24 protein-coding genes are annotated in these 26,111 nt (G+C 50.7%); 2 read left to right on the top strand and 22 right to left on the bottom strand.

The annotated features are described in order from the left end of the window. Positions 1-25 precede the first annotated feature (25 nt). From L3D05_RS17095 to L3D05_RS17120, 6 genes are read right to left on the bottom strand one after another with little or no spacing between them, the layout of a single operon-like run. The gene (locus L3D05_RS17095; RefSeq protein ID WP_239617514.1) at positions 26-961 is read right to left on the bottom strand and encodes an urease accessory protein UreD; all 936 of its coding nucleotides are present in this window, start codon (positions 959-961) and stop codon (positions 26-28) included. Then, positions 945-1,619 (bottom strand): urease accessory protein UreG, encoded by a 675-nt coding sequence (gene ureG, locus L3D05_RS17100; RefSeq protein WP_239617515.1) that lies wholly within the window; start codon positions 1,617-1,619, stop codon positions 945-947. The genes L3D05_RS17095 and ureG overlap by 17 nt, the downstream gene beginning before the upstream one ends. A 35-nt stretch (positions 1,620-1,654) precedes the next feature. Continuing rightward, positions 1,655-2,368, bottom strand: a complete 714-nt coding sequence (locus tag L3D05_RS17105; RefSeq protein ID WP_239617516.1) for an urease accessory protein UreF — start codon at positions 2,366-2,368, stop codon at positions 1,655-1,657. A 36-nt stretch (positions 2,369-2,404) separates the two neighbouring features. Further along, positions 2,405-4,117 (bottom strand): urease subunit alpha, encoded by a 1,713-nt coding sequence (ureC, locus tag L3D05_RS17110; protein ID WP_305037456.1) that lies wholly within the window; start codon positions 4,115-4,117, stop codon positions 2,405-2,407. A 58-nt stretch (positions 4,118-4,175) separates the two neighbouring features. Beyond that, positions 4,176-4,538 carry an urease subunit beta gene (locus L3D05_RS17115; RefSeq protein ID WP_239617518.1) on the bottom strand — a complete coding sequence of 121 codons (363 nt, stop codon included), beginning with the start codon at positions 4,536-4,538 and terminating at the stop codon, positions 4,176-4,178. A 12-nt stretch (positions 4,539-4,550) separates the two neighbouring features. Then, a complete protein-coding gene (locus tag L3D05_RS17120; RefSeq protein WP_239617519.1) occupies positions 4,551-4,859 on the bottom strand; it encodes an urease subunit gamma in 309 nt (102 codons plus the stop codon). 268 nt (positions 4,860-5,127) lie between these two features. Between L3D05_RS17120 and ilvD the strand changes: the two genes are divergently transcribed. After that, the gene (gene ilvD / locus L3D05_RS17125; RefSeq protein WP_239617672.1) at positions 5,128-6,798 is read left to right on the top strand and encodes a dihydroxy-acid dehydratase; all 1,671 of its coding nucleotides are present in this window, start codon (positions 5,128-5,130) and stop codon (positions 6,796-6,798) included. A 170-nt stretch (positions 6,799-6,968) separates the two neighbouring features. On the opposite strand, the gene L3D05_RS17130 is transcribed toward ilvD, so the two are convergent. After that, on the bottom strand, positions 6,969-8,450 hold the full coding sequence (locus L3D05_RS17130) for a polysaccharide deacetylase family protein (RefSeq protein WP_239617520.1): 1,482 nt from the start codon (positions 8,448-8,450) through the stop codon (positions 6,969-6,971). 181 nt (positions 8,451-8,631) lie between these two features. On the opposite strand from L3D05_RS17130, the gene L3D05_RS17135 reads away from it, so the two are divergent. Next, a complete protein-coding gene (locus L3D05_RS17135; RefSeq protein ID WP_239617521.1) occupies positions 8,632-9,780 on the top strand; it encodes an AI-2E family transporter in 1,149 nt (382 codons plus the stop codon). Here the strand turns inward: L3D05_RS17135 and L3D05_RS17140 are convergent. From L3D05_RS17140 to cymR, 15 genes are all read right to left on the bottom strand, one after another. Continuing rightward, a complete protein-coding gene (locus tag L3D05_RS17140; protein WP_239617522.1) occupies positions 9,710-11,548 on the bottom strand; it encodes a peptidoglycan D,D-transpeptidase FtsI family protein in 1,839 nt (612 codons plus the stop codon). The two genes, L3D05_RS17135 and L3D05_RS17140, sit on opposite strands and share 71 nt — an antisense overlap. Positions 11,549-11,685: 137 nt before the next feature. Continuing rightward, positions 11,686-13,800: a methyl-accepting chemotaxis protein gene (locus L3D05_RS17145; protein ID WP_239617523.1), complete on the bottom strand. Its 2,115-nt coding sequence runs from the start codon at positions 13,798-13,800 to the stop codon at positions 11,686-11,688. Between the two features lie 163 nt (positions 13,801-13,963). Further along, positions 13,964-15,223, bottom strand: coding sequence for a peptidase U32 family protein (locus L3D05_RS17150; RefSeq protein WP_239617524.1), 1,260 nt, complete (start codon positions 15,221-15,223; stop codon positions 13,964-13,966). 28 nt (positions 15,224-15,251) lie between these two features. Continuing rightward, positions 15,252-16,187, bottom strand: a complete 936-nt coding sequence (locus L3D05_RS17155; RefSeq protein ID WP_239617673.1) for a peptidase U32 family protein — start codon at positions 16,185-16,187, stop codon at positions 15,252-15,254. A gap of 113 nt (positions 16,188-16,300) precedes the next feature. Next, positions 16,301-17,608 (bottom strand): endolytic transglycosylase MltG, encoded by a 1,308-nt coding sequence (gene mltG / locus L3D05_RS17160; RefSeq protein ID WP_239617525.1) that lies wholly within the window; start codon positions 17,606-17,608, stop codon positions 16,301-16,303. Between the two features lie 67 nt (positions 17,609-17,675). Next, complete coding sequence (locus L3D05_RS17165; protein WP_239617526.1) at positions 17,676-17,987, bottom strand: DUF1292 domain-containing protein; 312 nt, start codon at positions 17,985-17,987, stop codon at positions 17,676-17,678. Between the two features lie 35 nt (positions 17,988-18,022). Continuing rightward, complete coding sequence (locus tag L3D05_RS17170; protein ID WP_239617527.1) at positions 18,023-18,331, bottom strand: DUF1292 domain-containing protein; 309 nt, start codon at positions 18,329-18,331, stop codon at positions 18,023-18,025. Between the two features lie 11 nt (positions 18,332-18,342). Next, entirely contained in the window at positions 18,343-18,756 is a 414-nt protein-coding gene (ruvX, locus tag L3D05_RS17175; RefSeq protein WP_239617528.1) for a Holliday junction resolvase RuvX, read from the bottom strand. A 3-nt stretch (positions 18,757-18,759) separates the two neighbouring features. Further along, complete coding sequence (locus tag L3D05_RS17180; RefSeq protein WP_239617674.1) at positions 18,760-19,035, bottom strand: IreB family regulatory phosphoprotein; 276 nt, start codon at positions 19,033-19,035, stop codon at positions 18,760-18,762. A gap of 266 nt (positions 19,036-19,301) precedes the next feature. After that, positions 19,302-21,929, bottom strand: coding sequence for an alanine--tRNA ligase (alaS, locus tag L3D05_RS17185; protein WP_305037457.1), 2,628 nt, complete (start codon positions 21,927-21,929; stop codon positions 19,302-19,304). A gap of 353 nt (positions 21,930-22,282) precedes the next feature. Beyond that, a complete protein-coding gene (locus L3D05_RS17190; RefSeq protein ID WP_239617530.1) occupies positions 22,283-23,353 on the bottom strand; it encodes an AI-2E family transporter in 1,071 nt (356 codons plus the stop codon). Positions 23,354-23,497: 144 nt separating this feature from the next. Next, a complete protein-coding gene (locus tag L3D05_RS17195) occupies positions 23,498-23,704 on the bottom strand; it encodes a YrzR-like zinc ribbon domain (protein WP_239617531.1) in 207 nt (68 codons plus the stop codon). After that, positions 23,701-24,252, bottom strand: a complete 552-nt coding sequence (locus L3D05_RS17200; protein ID WP_239617532.1) for a PRC-barrel domain-containing protein — start codon at positions 24,250-24,252, stop codon at positions 23,701-23,703. Before L3D05_RS17200 ends, L3D05_RS17195 begins: the two co-directional genes overlap by 4 nt. Positions 24,253-24,284: 32 nt before the next feature. After that, a complete protein-coding gene (locus L3D05_RS17205; protein WP_239617533.1) occupies positions 24,285-25,436 on the bottom strand; it encodes a cysteine desulfurase family protein in 1,152 nt (383 codons plus the stop codon). 47 nt (positions 25,437-25,483) lie between these two features. Further along, on the bottom strand, positions 25,484-25,903 hold the full coding sequence (cymR, locus tag L3D05_RS17210; protein WP_094041756.1) for a cysteine metabolism transcriptional regulator CymR: 420 nt from the start codon (positions 25,901-25,903) through the stop codon (positions 25,484-25,486). Between the last annotated feature and the right edge of the window lie 208 nt (positions 25,904-26,111).

A 26,111-nucleotide genomic window follows, 5' to 3' on the forward strand; every position in this document is an offset into this window, starting at 1 on the left:
CGATCGCGGCTACCCTCCCTTATTTTCAGTTGTTCACGCCGCTCATCCAAGCTTCCTTAAGAAGCCTAAGCGGAGGCTGATTCATGAGTTGCTGCCGCACGCTGTCCCAAGCGACGAGCAGCAACCTTTGCAGCTTCCACGCCGCATGGCCAGCCGCTTGGACGACTAGGCCGTGGCGTGCCGTTCGTGCGACGCCGTAACGGACGCCTTCAGGTACTGCTCCCGGCCTCCCCAACGCTTCGCGCACATTCTCCACTAAATCAGGCGATATTCGATCAGAGAATACGGAGAATAACCCTAAGTGGGTGAAGCTTCCGAAGCAGCCGGCATTATCGATCTCCAAGAGGGAAGGTTCCCACTTCTGTCGCTGATAGTGGATTAGCTTTCCTCGGTAACGTACGGTCACCTTCGCATCATAGACGCCGAAAGCAAATGCTTCTCCCCTCGACAATCTTCCCGGACAGAAAATATCCCCTAGTACGCACACCGAGCCTTCATCCATATCGATGTCCGTCTCGGAAACGAACCGAGCATCCCGAAATAACATGACCGGCTCCGGCATCCATTCCATCACGGAACCCGCTCGCAGCTTAAATCGTTGATGGAGCCGGGAATATCGGCCGGATTCGCAAGGATGAACTCGAGTATACGCTTGGTTCGTCGCATAGAGGCGAGCCCCTTCCTTCAGTTCCCAATCGAACACGTAACGATCTCCTTCCAGCAATCCGGGAGAACCGTCCATCTGTATGACAGCCAACTGCTTCCAATCCCCATTCGACAGGGCGAAAGTTTTGGCGATTTTCAAAGGAGACGTATGGTACCGGGATAAGAGCTCCGGTCTGCCGTTAGCTAAGCCGACTACGGCTCGAAGCTCGGAGAGCCTTTCGGTTACCGGGGGCAAATCGGCGCCGATCGGAAGGTCGACCGTAGCCCTATCCGCCAAGCTAGACAACCGCCTCATGACGGCCTGTCTCCCGGGCTACCCATGCTGCGACGGTATCCAATCCTTGCCCCCCGAACAGATTCGTGAAGACGAACGGCCTTTCGCCGCGCATATGGCGGGAATCATGCTCCATCACTTCCAAGCTCGCCCCCACGTACGGCGCCAGGTCGATCTTATTAATGATAAGCAAATCCGATCTCATAATTCCGGGACCGCCTTTGCGAGGAATTTTCTCCCCTTGGGCCACGTCGATGATGTAGATGAAACGGTCTACCAGTTCCGGGCTGAAAGCCGCTGCCAGATTGTCACCGCCGCTCTCTATCAAGATCAAATCCAAATCGGGAAAACGATGCTCCAACTCCTCGACCGCCTCAAAATTCATGGATGCGTCCTCTCGAATGGCCGTGTGCGGGCACCCTCCCGTTTCCACTCCGATAATCCGATCGTTAGGCAAGCATCCCGTATCGGACAAAATCCTCGCATCTTCCTTCGTATAGATATCGTTCGTGATGACCGCGAGATTGATTTTATCCTTTAATTGAAAGGCGAGCTGCTCGACCAGCTTTGTTTTACCGGATCCGACCGGCCCTCCGATTCCGATCCGCATGGGGCGTCCTCCCGCGACTTGCGGTGTTTCCCATTCATGATGATGATGCCCTTCTTTACCTTGGCACATAGTTCATTCCTCCGTTATTTGAGTAATTTCGTAAGTTAAGACATGAATAGTCGGGAATATAACGTCTCGTGCCGAATCATCGCGAGCTCCGCAAGCGGCATTGCGCTGTACGCATCCGCCGGATCCATTTCCTTGACGTTGGCCCAACTTATCGCGATAGATTGGAATAAGGAAGCCGTTATTCGCTGCGCCTGCGTCTGGCCTATGGAGATCAACCGCAAAGCCGCGTTCACACATGTCGCTACCGCTGTATATAAGTAACCTTCCGCCGCTTGATCGAGCGGAACCCGAAGCCCTCTGCAGATCAAGCCATATACAAGCGGATAACTACCTAAGCAACGGCCGTAGCGAATATCGTCTTGAACCCGGCGGAACAACGCCGACATCGATGGAAATAGTTCTGGGGCTAGCTTTAGCAGCCTTCGGCCGATTTTCTCCATTCCGTCCCGCGATTCCGGCGCCAATCTCTGAAGGTGTACGAGCTCTTCGATTTGATACGCGTACGTATCCCCCTCATCAATAGAACTGTGATAGACGGCTTTAATGATCATTAGATCGCTAGCCGCCCAACTATGCCTCAGCATCGCTTCCATGTACGCCCGCAAGCTCGCTCCATCCTGGATTTGCCCATCTTGCACGAGCGACTCCAAACCGAAGGAATGGGCGAAGCTGCCGACCGGCAACGCTGAATCAAGCAATAATTGCAAGGATAGCCATGTTTCTTGATTTGAGGTTGCACTTCCTTCCACCGTCAGCCCCCCCTCCCTTCGACTGTATCTCCCTCTCTAGAACAAATAATATCTCTGGGCCATCGGAACGACCGAAACCGGCTCACAGATCGCCAGCTCACCGTCAACCGTAACTTTATAGGTGTCCGGGTCTACTTCAATAGCAGGAGTCGCGTCATTGCGGATCATGTCTTTCTTCCCGATGTTGCGGCAGTTTACGACGGGCTCGATTCTTTTCTGCAAACCAAGCTCGGAAGCAATCCCCTTCTCGTAAGCCGCTTGCGAAACGAACGTAATCGAGCTATGAAACAAAGACTTTCCGTATGAAGCGAACATCGGACGACCGAATACCGGCTGAGGCGTAGGTATGGAAGCGTTCGGATCTCCCATCTGAGCGTAAGCGATGCTCCCGCCCTTCAGAATCATATCCGGCTTCACGCCGAAGAAGGCCGGGCTCCACACCACTACGTCGGCCCATTTACCGATTTCAAGGGAACCGACGACATGGGAGATGCCATGCGCGATTGCCGGATTAATCGTATATTTAGACACGTACCGTTTAATTCGCTCATTGTCCCCATGCCCTTCCGCGTCATCGCCAGCTAGCGGTCCTCTTTGCGTTTTCATTTTGTCCGCCGTCTGCCAAGTCCGGGTAATCACTTCTCCTACGCGACCCATCGCTTGCGAATCGGAACTGATGATGCTGAACGCCCCAAGATCGTGCAAAATATCTTCCGCCGCAATCGTCTCCGGGCGAATCCGCGAATCCGCGAATGCGACGTCTTCCGGTATGCTACTGTCCAAGTGGTGGCACACCATCAGCATATCTAAGTGCTCTTCAATCGTATTAACGGTAAAAGGTCGGGTAGGATTCGTCGAGGAAGGAATGATATTGGGTTCCCCGGCCGCCTTAATAATGTCTGGCGCATGACCTCCGCCTGCGCCTTCCGTGTGGTACGTATGGATCGTTCTTCCGCCGATCGCCCTAAGCGTATCCTCGACGAAGCCCGCTTCGTTCAACGTATCGGTATGAATCGCCACTTGAACGTCGTACTGATCCGCGGCCGTTAGACAAGCGTCTATTGCCGCAGGCGTTGTCCCCCAATCCTCGTGTAGCTTAAGTCCGATAGCCCCTGCTTCTATCTGTTCAATTAGCGGTTCTAAGGTCGAAGCATTTCCTTTTCCCAGAAATCCAAGGTTCATCGGAAAGGCTTCAGCCGCCTCCAACATCCGCCTAAGGTGCCACGCTCCCGGAGTGCAGGTCGTTGCGTTCGTGCCTGTAGCCGGCCCCGTTCCTCCTCCGATCATCGTCGTCACCCCTGAGGATAACGCGGTTTCGATCTGTTGCGGGCAAATATAATGGATGTGCGTATCGATCCCGCCCGCCGTTACGATTTTCCCTTCTCCGGCAATGACCTCCGTGCTCGCGCCGACGACCATATTCGGTTGGACGCCGTCCATGATATCCGGATTGCCTGCTTTGCCGATACCGACGATAACTCCGTCCTTAATCCCGATATCACCCTTTACAATCCCCCAATGATCGATGACCATCGCATTGGTTATCAGCGTATCCAGAACACCCTCGCTTCTGATTGCGCGGCTGGATTGGCCCATGCCATCTCGGATGACCTTACCGCCACCGAATTTGCACTCGTCACCGTATACCGTATAATCCTGCTCGATAACCGCCCACAAGCCGGTATCTGCCAGCCTAACTGCATCCCCCGTCGTCGGACCGAACATCCCGGCGTAGCTTTGACGATCCATGCGCATGCTCGCTCTCTCCTTCCAAATGCCCGTTCCTCGTATAATGTTGATCGTATTGCTACGCAAGATCGCTCCAAGCTTTAAGCCGATTCGCCACCTCTGGCGACACCTCTCCCGAGGCAACGCCCTTGGAAATTCCGTTTAAGCCGAACGACAGCTTAGCTCCGCCCAGTTCGGTTAACGCGATCGGCTTCTCTTCGCCCGGTTCGAACCGGACGGCCGTTCCCGCCGGAATATCCAACCTCATTCCGTATGCTTGCTCTCTGGGGAAACGAAGCGATCGATTGACTTCGAAGAAGTGAAAATGGGAGCCTACCTGTATCGGACGGTCACCCACGTTGTTCACAATGATTTCAACCTTTCGCCTTCCCGCATTCAGTTCCAGTTGTCCTGTTCTCACCTTAATCTCACCTGGAATCATTTCGTTGCCTCCTCAGTAAGATGCAATCGGTTGATGTACCGTTACCAGCTTCGTTCCATCGGGGAAGGTCGCTTCCACTTGCACTTCGTGAATCATTTCCGGCACGCCTTCCATCACTTGATCGCGAGTAATCAGCGTAGTACCGTATGCCATCATTTCCGCTACCGTTTTCCCATCCCTTGCGCCTTCCATAATCGCGGATGTTATCAATGCGATGCACTCGGGATAATTGAGCTTCACTCCGCGCGCTAGTCTCCTATGGGCGAGATCGGCAGCTACCGTGATGAGCAGCTTCTCTTTTTCGCGTTCCGTCAGATTCATTCTCTGTCTCCCTCCCTGAACTTTCTTCCCATTATAGGAAAACAAGTTCAAGATGTAAATCATTTATGTTAAGTTTTATTACATAATATAAACATTTTTTGTGTAATTATTGTTGAATTTTGGTTAAAACATAACATTAACATAACATTAATGATCGATGAGATTCCTAAGCCTTATCTGGTCAAGCCAACTCGTTGTGTGATAAAATCAAGGATATGACATTCCGGTTTATCCGAAAGCGAGGGACTTATCATTGGCTAATAAAAAAATGCGCTCAGACATGATTACCAAGGGCTTCGACCGCGCACCGCACCGTAGCTTGCTGCGTGCAGCAGGCGTTAAAGAAGAAGATTTCGGCAAACCGTTCATTGCAGTCTGTAACTCGTATATCGATATCGTTCCAGGACATATTCACCTCCAGGAATTCGGCAAAATCGTTAAGGATGCCATTCGCGAAGCAGGCGGCGTTCCTTTTGAATTCAATACAATCGGCGTCGACGACGGAATCGCGATGGGTCACATCGGTATGCGCTATTCCCTTGCAAGCCGCGAGATCATTGCCGATTCCGTCGAGACGGTCGTTAATGCTCACTGGTTCGACGGCATGGTTTGTATTCCTAACTGCGACAAAATTACTCCGGGGATGATGATGGCCGCGCTTCGCGTTAACATCCCGACGATCTTCGTCAGCGGAGGACCGATGAAGGCCGGACGCACGAGCGATGGCAAAGCCATCTCCCTAACGTCCGTATTCGAAGGCGTCGGCGCATTCATGACCGGCAAGATCGACGAGAAGAGCTTAACCGAGCTTGAACAATACGGATGCCCGACATGCGGCTCCTGCTCCGGTATGTTTACCGCAAACTCCATGAACTGTCTGGCCGAAGTGCTTGGCTTAGCGTTGCCAGGTAACGGAACTATTCTGGCGGTCGCTCCGGAACGTCGCGACTTCGTTAGAAAGTCCGCTACGCAATTGATGGAACTGATCAAGAAAGATATCAAACCGCGCGACATCGTCACGCTGGATGCCATCGACAATGCATTCGCACTCGACATGGCGATGGGTGGTTCCACGAATACCGTACTTCACACATTAGCTCTAGCCCATGAAGCTGGAATTGAATATCCGATCGAGCGTATCAATGAGGTCGCTAAACGCGTACCTTACTTGTCCAAGCTTGCTCCCGCTTCCGATCACCACATCGAAGACCTTCACAACGCGGGCGGCGTGAGCGCGATCATCAACGAGCTGTTCAAAAAAGAAGGCGCGTTGCAAGGAGACGTAATGACCGTCTCCGCCAAGACGCTTCGCGAGAATGTCGAGGGCGCGGAAATTACCGATCATTCGGTTATTCGCCCAATCGACGATCCGCACTCCAAGGAAGGCGGTTTGTCCGTCCTCTTCGGGAACCTTGCACCGGGCGGTTCAATCATTAAAGTCGGCGCAGTAGACAAATCGGTTGGCGGCTACCACCGCGGTCCTGCGATCTGTTTCGATTCCCAGGAAGCCGTTCTTCAAGGCCTCGCCGAAGGCAAAGTCAAAGAAGGGCACGTCGTTGTCATTCGTTACGAAGGCCCTAAAGGCGGTCCCGGCATGCCGGAAATGCTTGCTCCGACATCCCAGATCGTCGGTATGGGACTTGGAACGAAAGTTGGGCTAATTACCGATGGACGTTTCTCCGGCGCATCCCGCGGAATCGCGATCGGACACATCTCTCCGGAAGCGGCTGAAGGCGGACCGATTGCCTTCGTACATGACGGAGATATCATCGAACTGGACATGAACAACCGTACGATCACGCTCGAAGTCAGTGACGAAGAGCTCGATCGCCGTCGTTCCGAATGGTCCGGATTCGAACCGAAGATCAAACGCGGTTACCTCGCACGTTATTCCGCAATGGTCACCAACGCCAGCCGCGGCGGCGTTATGAAAATGTAATTCAAGTAACTCCAAATAGGAGGAGCAGGAATAAATTCCTGCTCCTCCTATTTTTATTTCTTCCTTGTGTCCCAACTCGCAGTCCGGTTTTACCTGACTGCAGCCCACACTCCCCTCAAGTGAATCAAAAAAAAGCAGGTACCGGTTTTACCCAGTACCTGCTTCCGCTATTAAACAAGCTTGCCGACAGCGCCCTCTTCGAATTGCGCTACGAGGTCTTGCGAATCAGTTTCGTCGATTGTCTGGATTCCCGAATCCGACTTCGTATCCTGACCGCGTTTCGGACGCCGCGACGGACGCGATTCGTCCGCCCATGTCATTAGAATGTGACGCGGCATAAGGAGCATGCGAGGCGCCATGGAATCCCCTTTTTCTCGCACTCTTTGATTGCCTGACGGGTGAATAACCCGGATAAGGAATCGCAAATAAAGATTCGTCATCCATGCGAATAATCCCCGCGGCAAGTCAAAATTCCTATAGCCGAGTGATTCTGATCCCCGATGGATCATGGATACCCCATAAAGCGCTTTAACCTTATCGCCATTCGGAGCTACGGCTAATTCTCTGGCCATATCCGGCAATGCTTTCTCCATCTCCCGAATGATCCGAATCCCGATTTGTAAAGTCGACTTCGAATTCATGCCAAGATCGAACAACATCTGGTTCTCGAAATGAATCTCCATGATGTGGTCGCCGGAACGAAGCGTTTGATTGTCCTGCAAGTCCATCGGCGGACCCGAATATCGGCGTATCCGATAATTGAAGAAATGACCCGCTCCGACGGGACGTAATCTAAACACCAAGTGGAACACTTTCTCGTACACCATCCACAGGCTAACGATCACTTTCTTGAACGGACTAATCTTAGGGCTAATCTCTTCCTTCTCGCCGCTCTTCATATCGGATCTCCTCGTAACCTGATCATCGACTTGCTTCTTGTTCTTCGCGCGTTCAGTCACCGCGATCAAGTCGTCGACCCCAACGAAGCGGTATCCCAACCCCCGACCATCGTCCAATATTCGTTCCAATGCCGAAAGAGTATTCGCAGGCGCATCCTTATCTGCACCGAAGGTAATCCCGCAATCATGCAGCAGGAACACTTGCCCCGGTTTGAGCTTTTGCCTCATTCTTCGATAAAGCTTCTCCGCGCCAACCCGCTTCTTCCAGTCCCCGAACAAAGAAGTCCATAATACGATTTGTAAGTACCCTAGATTCGCATAGTCGAATACGTTCACGATTCCCCATGGCGGACGGTAATACATCGGTCGCGTTCCCGTAATGCGCTTAATGACATCCGAAGTACGATGAATTTGCCGCTTGACCGTTTTTGGGCGCATGAACCAGTTAGTATGATGAACGTAATTATGAATGCCTAGAATGTGGCCCTCTTGATGAATACGGGCGATAATATCCGGGTTCCGTTCCGCGTTCTCCCCTACGACGAAGAATGTCGCTTTCGCTCCATGCTTTTTCAACAAGTCCAACAATTGAGGTGTATATACCGGATCCGGTCCGTCATCGAACGTCAGCGCGATATCGGATTCCGACTTCCCTTTCATAAACACCCTAAAACCAAAAATCCGACTAACGAGAGCCGGTAAAAAAGCGTAAAAAGTCAAAAAATAAAAACCGATCCAAAGGATGATTTCCATGCCTTCCCCACCATCTTGATTGCCGTATTTAATCTGCTCGCGGTTTCATGCCTGTCTTCTATTTTATCATAACCTTCCGAAAAATAGGCATTGTATAGGCATCTTTTTTGTTATCGTGTACAATAAAAAATAAATGGAATGGCCTTGCTCATAATCGAATACAAAAAGGGTGGCTAAACGGATGTTTTCTTTGTATCAAAAATATTGGCGGACCGCTTTCGATATTGGCGTCATCGTGCTAACGGTTTGGCTTACGATGTACATATTCAGTTATTTGTACAATCTGGCGACACCTGTTTTCTTGTCTTTCCTTATTTTCTGGATGATCGAGCCCCTTGCACGTCGACTGAACCGTTGGGGCATGCCGAAATCTATCGCCTCCGGAATAAGTATTATGTTATTCATGCTCGTTATTCTAGCTATATTCATTGGCCTTGGGTTCATATTCACCATGCAAATTACCCAACTAGCCGATGATTTGCCGAAATACCAGAAGCTGCTGCAGGATCAAGTGGCCAAAATTTCGGTTGACGTTCAAGGCCGAATGGAAGCTCTGCCTCCTGATATTACAGAGAAGTTAACCGAAGCTACGGCTAAAGTGACGGACCTAGGAGCGAAATGGGCAGGCCAATTCCTGAATTGGTTGGTCGGGTTCCTAACTTCCTTTTCTTCCTTCATCCTCAATTTCTCGATCGCCATTGTTCTCGCCTATTTCTTAAGCATCGAGATTGAATCGTGGAAAAAATTGAGCAGGGACCGGGCGCCCAAAACGTTAAAAATCGCATTCGAGTTTTTGCGCAATAACGTGTTCAAAGGAATGGGAGCTTATCTTAAAGCGCAAGGCAAACTAATCAGCGTTACCTTTATCGTCATCTTCGTATCGTTGTTGGCGCTCGGCGTAAATAACTCCTTTTCCATCGCGCTGCTGGCAGGAATCTTCGACGTCCTGCCGCTGCTCGGCGTGAATACGTTATTCATTCCTTGGATCGCGTACTTGTTTATTACCGGCGAAACGAGCCTCGCCATTTGGCTTACGGCCCTTTTGCTCGTCGTTACCTTGACAAGACAATTTTTGGAGCCTCGCATCACCGGCCAGACCGTCGGCGTATCCGCCTTTACGATGCTAGCCTTCATGATGGTCTCCTTATCGTTATTCGGCGTATCGGGGCTCATATTAGCTCCGATCCTAATGATCTTGCTGAAAGCCTTATATGATCAAGGCTATTTCCACAGGTGGATCCGTTTCCCGAAAGAGGAGTTCAACGTTTCTCCTTTTGCGCCTCAGCCTGAGACAGCAGCCGCTGCTCCTGAAGACGAAGTCCGTTCATAATCTCACCGAATAAAGTCGCCCCGCGATTGCGTAAGCCTGCCGGCTGGTCTTCGATCAGTACGGCAACCGCATAGCGCGCCTCTCCATCCGCAGGCCCGTAACCGACGAACCATTGGTCGTTACGGGCTTTTTGTTTGCCCGAAAGCTCCGCCGTTCCCGATTTGCCGGCAAGCGGCCACTTGGCGTTCCTCAGCGCATGCTCAGCCGTACCTTCCCGCACGACCGCTCTCATCCCTTCCCGGATCAGCCTCGCTGTTTGCGGTTCAATCTGGCCGTATTTAGAAGGGGCAGATTTCACGTTGATTGAAGCCATTAGCCCGCCGTCCGCATAACGGACCTCCTTCACTAACCTAGGGGAAAACACTTGTCCATTATGCAATAAAGTAACCGCCACGTTGGCTACCTGTAACGGCGTGACTCTCACATCCCGCTGCCCAATCCCTGTTCCCGTCCTCACTCCTCCATCCTGAGCGGTCTGTTTGTTAAGGAAAATCGATCCCTTCTCTTCCTCGCCAAGCAACCTTAACGGTTTGCCATCAATGAAGCTATCCGTTTGCCAGCCGACTTGCCGGCCGAAGCCCATCCGTTCCGCCGTAATTTGCAGCCACGCCGCATCCATCCGCTCTGCCAACCCGGCAAACACCACATTGCAAGATTGAGCATAGGCTTGCTCTAACGTAAGCTTACCGTGCCCGCCTTCTTTCCAGCATTTCAAGCCGTATTTACCGTAATGGCCGTCGCAATAGAACGTCTCGTCGAAGCTAGTTACTCCTGCTTCGATAGCGGCGGCTAGCGTCACCGTCTTGAATACAGAGCCAGGAGGAGCCGCCACGAGCGCATGATTCCGTTCATCCGCCTCGCTCGCACCAATATGATAAGGATCAAGACGCGGCAAGGACACCATTGCGAGGATATCCGCGTTGGTTGCATCCAAGACTACCGCTGCCCCTTTACTTATCCCGTATTTGTCCATGGCGTTCTGCGCGATTCGTTGAATATCCAAATCCAAAGTCGTAGTCACTTGAATCGGAAAATGCGGATTTTTCGGAGCTGAAATTCTCAGCCCCAACCCTTCTAAAGGATGCCTATTCGCATCCGTCATCTGCATGACCGTGGTCGGACCCCGTCCTTGTAGCAATCGATCCATCGATTTCTCCAATCCAGAGCCTCCAACCGGGCTCTTCAAGCTCATCCGATGTTTCGTCAGTCGATTCCCGTACAGCTGTTGAACCCGTTCCGGGTGCTGGGAAATGTAACCCACGGCATGAATAGGAGGAAAATCGGCAGAATATCGATTTACGAAAGGCACGACAGCAACGCCAAGCAGACGGGACCGTTCCGCGGCGTTAATCTGAAGTTTCGTCATATTGAGCGCACGGTCAGAATCTGCCCCGTTCCACGTATGGGGCTCGCGAAGACCGGCAAGCCATGCCTCTAGCGCGTTCTCTTCAACTCCTAGAGAAGAAGCTAACAATCGTAAGTCTTGATTAGAACCTCGAGGCTTCCCGTTAGCAGGGAATGCCGCCAGACTCTGGACGGTAACCCCCGTAAGAAGCCGTCCCTTCCGATCAAGGAATTGTCCGCGTCCGCTATCCAGCACTAGCCCGTCGGAATGCTGTAGGAACGCGCTTTGATTAAGCGAACCGCTTGCCGTTCTGGATCCACCGAAACCGAGCTGCAACCATGCTAATCTCGCACCCTCTATCCCGAATAAAATAGCGATAAATAACAGAACGTGAAAAGTTCTTATCGTCCAATTTCGGCTCATAAGCCCCAACTCCTAATCCTACAATCTCCTTCCTTTATTATTTCCAAATAACTACAAATAAAAAGCAGACAGGAGTAACCCTGTCTGCTTAGCAAATCTATGAATTTGTATTCCGGCCTCTAACACCCGTTATACGATTAAGATACGGTAAAACGACTTAACGACTCGCGTAATTGTCCGGATACGGATTCCAGTCGATTGGACAATTGGACTAAACCGTCGCTAATGTTCAATTGCTCGTTGCTGAGGGAAGCTACTTGCTCGGATGTAGCGGATGCTTCCTGAGCGACCGCGCTCACGTTGCTCATCGCCATGGACAATGTCGTTTGCGCATCTTCCAGATGACGAACGGAATCCGTTGCCGATTCTAACCGCTGCACGAAGCTACCCATGTTATCTTGTACGATAACGAAAATCTGATTCGCTTCCCGTACGGATTCGATCTGTTCTTTGAAAATCGGGTACGCATCGGAAAGCACGTTAACGGTTTCATCGATTTCGCGTTGAATATTTTCTACGATTCCTCCAACGACGCCGATTGACTCGCGGGTTTGGTCTGCCAGCTTGCGGATCTCGTCGGCAACGACCATGAAACCTTTCCCTGCAGTCCCTGCCCTCGCCGCTTCAATCGTCGCGTTCAAGGATAAGATATTGGTTTGCTTGGCCATATTGCCTAATACGTCTAAAATTTTGCGGATAGAACGTGTGCTATCTTTCAATTTATCTACTTTTCCAACCATGGAACGAGTCATTTCTTCCGTCTGACCCGTCTTCTCGATCAAGCTTCCCATGTACACGGAACCTTTGCGACTAGCTTCCTCGACTTCGTTAGCCGAATTCCCCATCTCGACGTTGGAGTTGATGACCGAAGTAACTTGTTCGCCAATTTGGACCGTCAAATCTGTCCCTTTCTCCGACTCGACTGCAAGATTAGTTGCCCCATTGGCGATTTCTTCCGTCGCCACGGCAATTTCCTTGGCTGCGCTAGCCGTCTTGCGAGAAGAGTCCGTTAACGCACCGGCCGTCTCGAGCACTTCTTGCGCGGACTTGTTCGTCTGACGAACTAGCCCGGTGATTTCTTCCATCATCCGATTGAAGCTATCGGACACTTGGCCGATCTCGTCTTTCTTGCGAATGGTTGAACGCACCGTCAAGTTCCCGCGTTCCCCTTCGTTCATCAACGTTCTTAATTGACCAAGCGGACGGCCAACCGACAACATAACGATTAATCCGATCCCTCCGGCAATAAGCGCAGCAACAAAGGTCATAATCCATGTTAAGTTGCTAATCGCTTTAGCGTCCTTCACTAGTGAAGCTACGGGAATATTCCCGATCAACTTCCAACCGTTGAGCTCCATTACGCCTGCCGATGACAATGTTTTCGTTCCGTCCATGCTAATTGTAGCGGTACCCGTATCTCCCGGGACTTCATATTCGTACTTTGATCCCCATTTTTTCTCGTCAGGACCGTAGATCATCGTACCGTCGGGGGAAATGATATAGGAAGAACTATTCTCGCCGAAGTTTACAGTTTTCATCTGTTCATCCAACGTTTTGGCTTTGATCTCAAGAATCAAATAATACGGCTTGCCTTGGTTAATCATACGTCCTAACGCGAAAGTAGGGACATTACGACCTCCATCCAAGCCTGAAGCCATCGTCGAATTCCATACCGCCTTGCCGTTCGCATCCGCGATCGTTTTGAGGAACGGTAATTTCAGAAATTCTTCCTTGTTGATCGAACCGCCAGTAGTCATGACCTGACCAGCCGCATCGGCCGGGATCAACGATATCGATTCGTAACTGCTGTCCGCCATAGCAATGCTGCTCATCTTCTCGGTAAGCTGTCTGGACAAGTCGAATCTCTCGTAATCGTCTTCCGAAATCGACATCGAACTTAAGAACCCGATAAACTTGGAGTCCGTAATAAATTGTAACGATTGACGTTCGTAACCTTTCAGGAGCAACGCAATTTTACCTGCCGTCTGTTCCGCGGTCTGACTGCTGGAATCGGCAACCTTCTTCTGAATAATCGAACTAGACTTCGAGTAAGAGAACCAGCCTAATGAAAGTACGCATGCGAGAATACTGCTGAAGATGAGTAGAAAAAGCTTCATCCCAACAGAACGAATAGGGTTCTCCACCTTTGTTTCTTTCAGCTTGTTACCAAAGTTTTTTGTTAAACCGCTTACATTGCGGACCGATTTCTTCCAATTTCCGCTTCCCAATTTCTCACGCCACGATTTATCCATCTGCTATGACCCTCCAACTATGTAGTGACGACTGACCTGCGGCAGAAAAAAACTTGCCGAAAAAGTATACATAAAGTATATCGGTCGCAAGGGCCGCAACGTTTACTTTAATGTAACAATTCGACAAGTATAATTATATTTCCTCTTGTTTTTTAAAAAATTTTTAATCCAACCGTTTGCGCATTAGATCTAGCGGCCTAACCGGATGCACCGTTTTTAAACAAACCTTCTGCAAAGGATGTCGAGCGACGGTCAAAGGATTACCCACTTCATCCGTTAAATCGGCTATCTGCTGAATGAATTGCCTGCCCCCCGGACCGAAAAACTCCACTTCCATTCCCGGACGAAACGGACTGCGTTGCTGTACGGTAGCGATTCCGGTCTCTTCATCATAATCCGTCACCACCGCGGCGAAATCATAAGGTGCCGGCTTCTCTTCGGCTTCGTAAATATGCTCTCCCGCTCCCGGAACCTCATAGAAAAAACCGGTGTTCAAAGGACGGTTGGCAGCTTTACCAATATCCTCTACCCATTCCGGGCGGAGATGATAGCCTTCAGGATCGGCCATATATGCGTCAATGGCTTGACGATATACGTTTACGACCGATGCTACGTAATGAATACTCTTCATTCTCCCCTCGATCTTGAAGCTGTCCACGCCCGCATCGATCAGATCAGGAATATGCTCGATCATGCACAAGTCTTTGGAGCTCATCGTGAAAGGATTTTGCCCCGGCTCCATAACAGATTGCTCGTCCGCGTGAAGATCGTATTTCCAACGGCATGACTGACAGCACCCGCCGCGGTTCGAATCCCGGTCCGTGAAATGATTGGACAGCACGCAACGACCGGATACGGAAGAACACATGGCGCCATGAATGAACACTTCAAGCTCGACGTCAACCCGTGCTTTCATCTCTCTGATTTCATTCATTGTCGTTTCACGGGCAAGCACGACGCGCGGCAATCCTTCTTCCTTCCAGAATTGAACGGCTTGCCAGTTCATCGTCGATTGTTGCGTGCTGAGATGAACCTCCAGCTTCGGTGCGTACTTCTGCGCGGTTTCCACAATGGCCGGATCAGCGGCGATGATAGCGGCAATTCCCGCGTCCTCAAGCTGTTTGAGATACTCCGCTACGCCTTCCAAATCCTCTTGGTGGGCATATATGTTCGTAGCAACGAATACTTTAGCGCCGTATCGGGCCGCATACTGCACTCCCTCGCGCATTTCCTCGAAGCTGAAATTATCGGCATTCGAACGCAAACCGTATTTCTGTCCTCCGATATATACGGCATCGGCGCCGTAATGTACGGCGAATTTCAGCTTCTCCAAGCTACCCGCGGGCGCCAACAGCTCCGGTTTGTCAAGCCGGTTTCTCTTCCCTTTAAGTCGCGGGGCATCCTGCGTTAAAGTTTGGTTCATCCTGATTACCTCCTTTGTGGAGCTCATCTTAGTAAACTTGTTCCTTATACAAAAATCCGAATCCTAGCTCTCTCTCGGGATTTTGTAGCTTCTGAATATCCGCGAGCCATTTCGGATCGAATCGATAGCGTTCGGGGTTGCTTCCCCATAGATCCAGCGCTTGCCGATAACTTCTCAACACGGCTAAGTTATATGGTTCCGATTTGAGCAAGGGTTCCACATACAAACTGTTCACGCCGGCTTGAATAAGCTCCGGAAGAGCCTCCAGTAGGCATATGTCATCCGGGCTCATAACATGAGTCCCATTGTCATCCTCGTAGACGGGAAATTTCTCATCCGGACGCTCGGCTTCGACTAAGAACAAACCTTTGTCCGCTCCTTTACGAATAAGCGTCGCTTCTCTGCCAAGGTGCTCCAAATAACTTTGCACTAAATTTCGATGAGAATGATAAATGTTCGTCATTCCATGAATTTGAATTTGGATTTCCATCGCTGCTTTTTGTTTCAGGTCCACGATTTCTTCTTCGTTCAGCTCTCTTGCGACGACGGCCCTAGAAGCTCCGCGGCGCCCCCAATAAGATGCGGCGGACGAATTCGTCCCGGTCATCTCCGCATTCCAGAACATGGTCAGACCAGGTGCATACTGCCTCACGTTCATTAATACCGCCGGATCTCCGAATACGATTGCATCCGCCCCTGCGTCCTTCAACAGTTGGAGGTATTCCGGAATCCATGCCAATTCGTCATTTCGAAAAAGCTTATTCATATTCACGTAGGCTTTCGCGCCTAGCCGGTGAACAGCGGCGACGACATCCTTCAACTGATCCGAAGTAATCTCGCCTGGCTGCCTCATGCCAAAACGCGATTCGCCGATTAATATCGCCGTCGCGCCTGCTTCAATGTATTTTTCCGCCTGTTCCAGGGAAGCGGCGGATATTAGCAATTCGGGAGTTAAGGCTGTAATAGGGATACACCTCCGGGAAATCTTCGACCCGGCTCGCCTGTCCGCGGTACCCTCAGGTACGTCGAACAAGCTAGCCGGGCCGGAGCGCGTTTTATAAAACGCGTCTTTATTGTTTATTTAACGTTTTTCTCGCTTAACTGGATGTTTTTCTGATGTTGCTTGTAAGTAACCGCGAACAGATGGGTATTAGTTCCGTCTTTTTTGGTTACGTAATAGAAATAATCGGTTTTCTCCGGGTACAACGCCGCTTCGATCGACTTCAAACTCGGCGTTGCGATCGGACCAGGCGGAAGCCCCGCATTCAAGTAAGTATTGTACGGGCTATTTACCTTCAGGTCAACCTCGAGTAAACGTTCCTTTTGCTTGTCGAGCAAATATTGAATCGTCGCGTCGATTTGAAGCGGCATCTTCTTCTTCAGACGGTTCTGGATGACGCTTGCAACGATCGGCCGCTCTTCATCCACGACGACTTCACGCTCGACGAGCGAGGCGATCGTCAGCAATTGATGAACGGTAAGTCCGCGTTCCTCCAGCGTGCTCTGCCAGTCTTCCGGCAATTGGTCGAGCTTATGGTCAAGTTCGGCAAGCATCCGATTAATAATATCGCCTTCCGTGCTACCGCGCTTCATCTCATACGTCTCAGGGAATAAATAACCTTCTAGCGGGAATCTTAGGCTATTATCGTTAGGAAGAGCTTTAGTCCATAGAGATCCTGTCCACTGTTCAGGTTTTGCGGCTGCTTCAAGAAACTTGGTTTTGTCGATGCCCGCGGTTTCCGCCAGCCTTGCCGCGATTTGCTGTACCGTGAATCCTTCGGGAATCGTGAACCGAATCGTTGCCCCGGCGACGATATCTCCCGAATTCAGCTTCGCTACGATCTCTTGCCGGCTCATACCGGGAGTAAGCTCGTATTCGCCAGCTTGGAAACGGGAACCTTCTCCTTCGAGCTTTAACCATCCGCTAAAAAGAAACGCGCTGCGTATAAGTCCGTTTTCTTCCAGCATTTCTGCAACTTTCTGCGCTCTCATCCCAGAATTGATCGTGATTTTAACCGGTGTAGCAGAAGCTTTAGCCGGACGCAGTCCATTCCATAAATAGAACAAGACACCGCCAAGCACGGCTAATACTAACCCCAACGCGATAAGAAAGGACCATAGCAAGACGCGCGGCTTACGGCGCCGAATTGGCGGTACCGATGTCGTCCTGGCCGTTGTTCCTCCTTGCGAAGCTTGAGGGGCCGGAGCATCGTTCCGCTGAACGTCGGAGCGTTGTGCGGATGCGGACCTCGTCATGCGGGAATATCCGGTCGTTTCCGTAGCTGCCGCCGTCTCGCGCGTCCCCGTCGCCTTGTCGTTATCGCCTTCAATCTTATCGCCGTATATGGATTTCCAACCCGATGTCGGCTCATCATCTCTACTCACGTTATGTCCCCTCCAGCAGCCCCTTTTTCGTGAAAAAGAGCGGTCGCCCGCTCTCATCACTTACAACTTAAGGCTGGTCGTCACTGCCAAATTGAGAATCGTCGAACGCTTCTTCGACAAGTTCCCACTCATCTACATTCGTAACGGTTTCAAGCTGAGCTTCTCCGTCCGCGTTCGCTACGATCTTGAATACTTCAATCTCATCCTCTTGCTGCATCTCTTTGGACTGAAGAATAGCGTAATCGCTGCCGTTCACGGTAAGTTCGGCCAATATTCGATAGATTTGGCCCGTTCCGTCTTCGTCATGCAATTCCACTTGATCGCCATAAGCTTGTCGCAACGCGGAAAGCTCTTTGCTCCCGTTGTCATTGTTAGTCATTTACTTTCCTCCCGAAGGTTAGCGCAACGGCATAATTAGCCCTTGTCGCCTTCCGCTTCGTCGAATTCGCCGATCAACGTATTGAACGTTTCTTCGACCATATCCCATTCGGCTTGATCTTCGATCGGATAGAGCTTGATTTCGTCGTTCTCTTCATCGTAACGGAACGCGAATACTTCTTGCTCCTCGTCTTCCTCGTCCGCCGGAACGACCATTAAATACTTGCGGTCCGTTCCGTCGTCCAGCTCGAAGCGCATGATGACTTCGAACGCTTCATCGTTGCCTTCATCGTCTGGAATATAAATAATTTCCGCTTCTTCTTCGTTGTTCAAAATGTCCGTCATGGACGATTCCCTCATTTCGATATCGAATCCAGATAGCTCTGCAGCAATATAGCCGCGGCCATCTTGTCGATGACTAGTTTGCGTTTGCGTCTGCTTACGTCGGCTTCCAGCAAAGTGCGTTCTGCGGATACCGTAGTCAGCCTTTCATCCCAAAGCTGGACAGGTAAGGATAGTGTCTCCTTAAGCTTCTCAGCGAATGCGATGCAATTTTCCCCACTCGGGCCGACTGTTCCATTCATGTTCTTCGGAAGTCCTACGACGATGGACTCCACTTCGTATTGTTTGATCAACTCGACAATGCGTGCCATCGGATCGGCGACGACCTTCTGGTCGATCACTTCCACGCCTTGAGCGGTCCACCCGAACAAGTCGCTCATCGCTACGCCGATACGTCTTTCCCCATAATCCAACCCCATGATGCGCATAGATTAACGGTTCTGCTGAAGATAGAAACGTACGAGTTCTTCGATAAGTTCGTCGCGTTCCTTCTTGCGGATCAGACTGCGCGCATTGTTATGACGCGGAATAAAGGCAGGATCTCCGGAGAGCAAATAGCCGACGATCTGATTGATCGGATGATATTCTTTCTCCACTAAGGCATCATGTACCGTAAATAAAATATCGCGGGATGATACTTCATGAGGATCCGCTACGACGTCAAATTTGACGGTCATGTCCAAATGATTGTTGTCCGACGAGCTCATCTCCAGCACCTCGCTTTCACTGACAAACTCTTTAGCACTTGTATTCATAATAACATAATCTCTGGTGGACAGGAAATTAGTGGTGCTGTTTAGATTTTCGACAATCCGGGAGTCCAGTGAACTAACTCTCTCCAGCCGCATCCTCTCCGCCCATTGCCTTGATTAGACTAGAAGGAGGCAATGGGCTCCAAGAGGCGGACGTAAACTCTTACGAGAGCTAGTTCACTTCCCTCCCTAAGGTCGAAAGCTTCCAAACCATAATTACCTTAGGACAATTGAGCCAAAACCAACTGTTCGGCAGCGGCTAGAGCTTCGGACAGCTTGGACGGGTCTTTACCGCCGGCTTGGGCAAGCTCCGGCTTGCCGCCGCCACCGCCGCCGCAAATCGCTGCGATATCTTTGATCAGCTTGCCTGCGTGCAGGCCTTGCTTCACGAGATCGGACGTTACCGCGACGACCAAGTTGACTTTGTCGTCCGAGGTCGAACCGAGTACAAGCACCGCTGAACCGAGCTTCAGCTTAAGCTCGTCGGCCACGCCGCGAAGGGCATCCATGCCGCCTGCGTTTACTTCGGTCGAGAGAAGCGTAAAACCGCCGACCGTCTTCGCTGCCGAGACGAGGTCTGCAGCTTCCAAGCGGCTGAGCTTGCCTTGAAGCGATTCATTGTCGCGTTGCAGCTGGCGGACTTCGCCTTGAACAGCCTCGATTCGCTTAGCGACATCGTTTACGCCGCATTTCAATTGCGCGGCTGCGCCTTTGAGCACGTTCAACTGATCATCGAGATAATTGTAAGCGTTCCTGCCTGTGACCGCTTCGATCCGACGAACGCCTGAGCCGATACCGCCTTCGCTGACGAGCTTGAACAGCCCGATCTGGGAAGTGTTGCGAACGTGGCAACCGCCGCATAGCTCCAAGCTATAATCGCCTACGCGAACGACGCGGACGATATCGCCGTATTTTTCTCCGAACAAAGCCATAGCGCCAAGAGCCTTTGCTTCCGCAATCGGCTTGAAGCTGATGTCCAGCTCCGTTCCGATCCAGATTTGCTCGTTCACGCGACGCTCGACTTCCGCAAGCTCTTCGGGCGTAATCGCGCCGAAATGCGAGAAGTCGAACCGTAAACGTTCCGGATCCACAAGCGATCCCGCTTGGTTAACATGCTCGCCGAGCACGTCTTTCAAAGCTCTGTGCAGTAAGTGGGTAGCCGTATGGTTACGCACGATGTCGCTGCGTTCGGAAGCGTTAACGGAAGCCGTTAACGTATCGCCGACTCGCAGGAGGCCGCTCGTAACGACGACTTGATGGACCGATTGGCCGTGAGGAGCTTTGCTCAAGCCATTCACGTTCGCTTGGATCCCTTTGCCGAATAGAACTCCGCGGTCGCTCACTTGCCCGCCGCTCTCTGCGTAGAACGGCGTCCGATCTAGAACGACCAGCACCTTGTCATCTACGCCGGCTACGTCTACGAATTGATTATCCGCTACGATAGCGATAACGCGCGACTCCGCCGTCAAGCCTTCATAGCCAACGAATTCGCTCTTCTCGGTGTAGTCTGCCAACGGACCGCCTTGAACCTTCATGCTGTCCGTCTCTTGGCGTGCCGCGCGAGCGCGATCGCGCTGTTCTTGCATCGAAGAATCGAAGCCTTCCCGATCGACGGTCATGCCTTGCTCCGTCGCGTAGTCTTCCGTCAGATCGAACGGGAAGCCGTACGTATCGTATAATTTGAAAGCATCCGGACCGGAGATGACCGTCCTGCCACTGGCGCGAGCTTTGTCGCATAGATCCGCCAAGATAGCCAATCCGTCGGACAGCGTCTCATGGAAGCGCTCTTCTTCCGTGCGGATAACTTTCTCGATAAACTCGCGTTTCTCCAGCACTTCCGGATAGTAGACACCCATGATTTCGCCTACCGTAGGCGTTAGCTCCCATAAGAACGGACGATCGATTCCGATCACTTTGCCGTAACGAACCGCGCGGCGGAGCAACCTGCGAATGACGTATCCGCGTCCTTCGTTCGAAGGAAGAACGCCGTCACCTACGGAGAACGCAACCGTACGAATATGGTCGGCGATCACTTTCAGGGCAACGTCATGCTCTTCGTTCGTTTTGTATTTTACGCCTGCGATAGCGCTGGCGCGCTCGATCAGAGGCATGAACAAATCGGTGTCGAAGTTCGAATCCACGTCTTGCAAAATCGAGGCAAACCGCTCGAGGCCTGCGCCGGTATCGATGTTTTTGTTCGGAAGCGGCGTATAGCTGCCGTCTTTGTTATGGTTAAATTGCGAGAAAACAAGGTTCCATACTTCAAGGAAACGCTCGTTCTCCCCGCCCGTCGTGCAATCGGGATCGGATAGATCGCCATACTTATCTCCGCGATCATAGAAGATTTCGGTACAAGGACCGCATGGACCTTCGCCGATATCCCAGAAATTGTCCTGCAACTTGACGATACGCTCAGGCGGAAGGCCGATTTTCTCGTTCCAGAAGCGATAAGCCTCTTCGTCCTCCGGATATACCGTAACGGACAGCTTTTCCGGATCAAATCCGATCCATTCCGGTCCTGTCAAGAATTCCCAAGCCCAAGTGATCGCTTCTTCCTTGAAATAATCGCCGATGGAGAAATTGCCCAGCATCTCGAAAAACGTGTGATGGCGGCGCGTTTTGCCTACGTTCTCGATGTCGTTCGTACGAATGCACTTCTGGGAATTCGCGATTCTTGGATTTTCCGGCTTCACGCGTCCGTCGAAATACGCTTTCAGCGGTGCCATGCCGGCATTAATCCATAACAACGAAGGATCGTTATGCGGAACGAGCGGCGAGCTCGGTTCGATCTTATGGCCTTTGCTTTCAAAAAACGCTAACCATTTGCTACGAATTTCTGCTGCTTTCATCGGTTTCATTGGGGTAATCCTCCTCATAATCGTCCAAAAAAATAAAAAAACGCCCCTAAAAATCAGGGACGAAAATTTTCGCGGTACCACCCTGGTTATTGTATCCGAAAGATACAATCTCCTCATGCAGCGATAACGGCCTTCGCCGGCGGACTTGAATCCGCACTCCGAAACGAGCTTCCTTCGCCCTTCGCATCGAAGATTTTCTCAGCCATGTCGCTGATCCCGCCCTACGGCAAGCTCGCAACATGAAATCTTCTCTCTGATTACGCGGTCTGCAAAGTACTTATGTTCCGTCAACGTGTTGCTAATATGATGATCATACAAATTATAGACAACGTATTTCGACGCTGTCAAACGGTTTTTCTATGGATATAGTAGGCGGACACATGTTGAACGACGACTTTCAACGCGGCATAGAAAGGAACTGCCAGGATCATCCCCACTACTCCCGCCAATTGCCCTCCGATAAGCAGCACCAAAATAATCGTCAAAGGATGCATTTTCATCGATTTTCCAACAACCTGCGGGCTGATGACGTTGCTCTCTAAGTTCTGGCAAATCATGTTAACGATAATAACCATGAGCACCATTTTCCACGAAATCGTCGTCGCCATAATCAGAGCTGGGAACGCTCCGAAGAACGGCCCTAGGTAAGGAATAATGTCGAACAGGGACACGAACCCGGCCATTAAGAGCGGATAAGGCATTCCAATGATCAAGTAACCGATATAGGCAAGCACTCCAATACAGAAGGAAACGATAAGCTGTCCGCGTATATAGCTTCCTAATGCCGTGTCTATTTCCTTCATGAGCCTAACCGCGTGTTTGCGTCTGGTTCGTGGGATATATTTCAGCGCGGCACGTTCGAATACGTCTAAGTCCTTCATCATGTAGAACGCAAGAAAAGGAACTATCATCGCAATGAACAGCACGTTCACTACGGCACCGATATTGTTAAGAAAGTCGGCGATCCGTTGTTCGATTTGTTTCTCCATCGTGCTAATCGATCGATTAATCCCATCCCTGACGGTTTCCGGCAATACGTTGTTGTTATTGAAATGATCGACAAGGCTTTGCGCCTTCATCGTCAAATCCGGCATCCGTTCATTCAGTTCCTCTACCTGATTCATGAACATCGGAATGACGTTCATTAGGATGACGACGGACACCGAAATGAATACCGCATAGATGAGCAGAACCGCTGCCGTACGAGGCACTTTACGGTCATGAAGCATATTAACGATCGGGTTAAGCGTATATGAGATCACCATCGCGACGAGGAAAGGCGTCAATACCGCCTTCAGAAAATCATAGACGGACATGAGCATGGGACGTACGAGGACGACAAGAAACAATACGACCAAGATCAAGATCGTATAAATAAGCGCGGTAAACAACCGACTCTGCGTCATCCGGCTCATCTCTCCATCTCCCCCCGAGCAAGCGCGCCTCTTCCCTTCATTCCCAATTAGTATATGTACTTGTCCCGACCCGTAAACCAAAGGAAACAAAAAAGCACTCCGACCTCCCGTTTGGGAGCATCAGAGTGCTAATCGCTTTCGTCTTTACATTCCGTTCGCATGGATCTGAACCGGCATAGTTTCCTCGAAGAACAAGTCGTCCAGCGAGCTTAACGTGCCGTCCTCTTCCACTTGATACACCGACATCTTCTCACCGTTCACCGTTAGTTCGATAAAGCAGCTCCAACAGTAAAACTGGTGGGAACCGATTTTTCCAATATCTTTGGAGCTGCAATTCGGGCATCTCATCATCCGTCTTCACCTGTCACTTTCCAAGTATGGTCTCTCGTAAGTATCCGCTCGTAAGAAGCCGGTACCAGTATGGCATCCTCGCCCAAAATAATATTCTCAGGCGCCTCCGGCAGAAACAATTTCCGCCTTCCCTCGAATACGTCCGCGAGAAAACCATCCGTTAACTCATATCCTAATATTTGTGTACCCTCAGACGGTTGAAAATAAACGTCTGAGATTTCTCCTAAATGCCGTCCTTCGATCGTATATACCGACATTTCCTTCAATCGGATGACACCGGTGTGGAAAGTCCGCAGCAGCTGCTTGCTATCTAAAGTCGCAATGACTGTACTGTTGCGTATCAACAGGGCATCTTCACCGCAGTGAACGATATCTTCCCAATAAACCACCTTGGGCATTTTGCGAATTACGCCTGAACGGGTATATCTGTCTAAAATAACCCCGACCAGACTCCAAAATTCGTCAAACCAGAAATCCTTGACTTTGCCAACGCCCTTACCGTTTTCGAGAAGTACCGGCAGGCCGAGAATCCGTTGTACTTGGAACATAAACCGGACTCCTGACTATTTCAACGCGCCTGTTATCTATTACGCAAACGAGCTGAAATGGTTGCAGTTATTTTCGCCAAATTATCGGCTTCTTCTCTAGTATTGCCCAAACCGAAGCTAAAACGTACGGCAGATGACACTCTTTCGGAAGAAATGTTCATTGCCGTCAGAACATGCGAAGGTTTCAAGGAACCCGAGTTGCACGCAGAACCCCCCGATGCTGACACACCAGCCAAATCAAGATTCATCAGCATGCTCTCGGATGAAATGCCGGTAAAGCTTAAGTTGAGGATATGGGGAAGCCGTTCGGTAGGATGCCCGTTGATTATGAACCGATCTTCGCCAAGCTGCTCCGTTAACCTCTGAAGGACGGCCTCTCGAATGCTTTCGACATGGTTCCATCGAGTTTGAAGCTGATCGTAGGCAAGCTCCGCCGCTTTCGCGAAAGCAACGATTCCGGCAATGTTTTCCGTTCCGGCTCTGCGGTTCCGTTCTTGCGAGCCTCCGAATAACAACGGTTGAAACGGGGTTCCCTTGCGGACATAGAGTAGGCCAACGCCTTGGGGGCCGTTGATTTTATGGGCGGAAAGGCTGAGGAAGTCAATCGGCATTTCCTTAAGGTCAAAAGAAAGATAACCAAATGCTTGTACCGCGTCGACATGCATATAAGCTTTATGCTTGCGAGCCCATTCGCCGATTTCGGCAATCGGCTGTATAGTCCCGGTTTCGTTGTTTCCGGCCATAACGCTGACGATCGCCGTCGTGTCGTTAATGGCAGCTTGCGCGTCCGCTACTGCAACGCGACCAAATTCATCGACAGGCAATACCGTCAGAGAGAAACCTTGGGCTTCCAACTGACGGCATGCGTTCAATACGGCGTGATGCTCGACCGCCGTCGTGACGATTCCGTTGCGCCCGCGCTTACGTTGCGCTAGAGCCGCTCCGAACAAGGCGGAATTATCGCTTTCCGTTCCGCTCCCTGTAAAAATAAGCTCTGAGGGTTCGCAATGAAGATGAGTAGCAAAGACGTCTCTGGCCGATGTTATCCGTTCTCTGGCAGCTCTCCCGCTGCTGTGCAGGCTGGAAGCATTGCCAGGCCCGAACGAGGCAGCCTCGATGTAGGCTTGAAGAACTTCCGGACTCATCGCCGTAGTCGCCGCGTGATCGAAATAAATGGAATCCATGCCTTGCACCTTCTTGATAGGTAGTTCCTGACTTTTTGAATAAACCGTTAAATATAAAACATGTAGTTGTCTAGCTTGTCCTCGCCCTTAAAGGTAATCAGATCGTGAAGAGTCGTAGAATCGAGCACTTCCGCGATGCTATCCCTAATTCTCAGCCAGAGATCCCGCTTGGCCGGATCGTCTTCTTCCGTAAAATCAACGGGGCTGATCGGTCCTTCCAAGATGCGAATGACGTCTCCCGAGGAAATCGTTTCTGGATCTTTGGACAGAATATAACCGCCGTAAGCTCCTCTAACGCTTTTGACCAGTCCGGCGTTGCGTAATGGAGCGATCAGTTGCTCGAGATAATGCTCGGATAAGCCATTCTTCTCCGCAATGCTTTTTAATGAAATCGGCCCCTCGCCGAATTTAGCCGCAAGTTCCATCATGATCGTTAAGCCGTAGCGGCCTTTCGTCGAAATTTTCAAAAGAACACCCGCTTTCATGCCTTGAGCATAGAATAAGTTGCCTTATGTCTAATTCTCGTTGTTAAATGGGGGGTATCCCCATATTAAATCTATGTTATCACATCATCTCCCTTTTTGGTCAAAAAAAACGTGACATATTCATGAAAGAGCCCTTTAGATGTGAGAATTCTAAGGTAATATGCTAAAATAATAACGAATCAGATATGGT

The organism is Cohnella mopanensis (genome assembly GCF_022352055.1).
Lineage (GTDB): Bacteria > Bacillota > Bacilli > Paenibacillales > Paenibacillaceae > Cohnella > Cohnella mopanensis.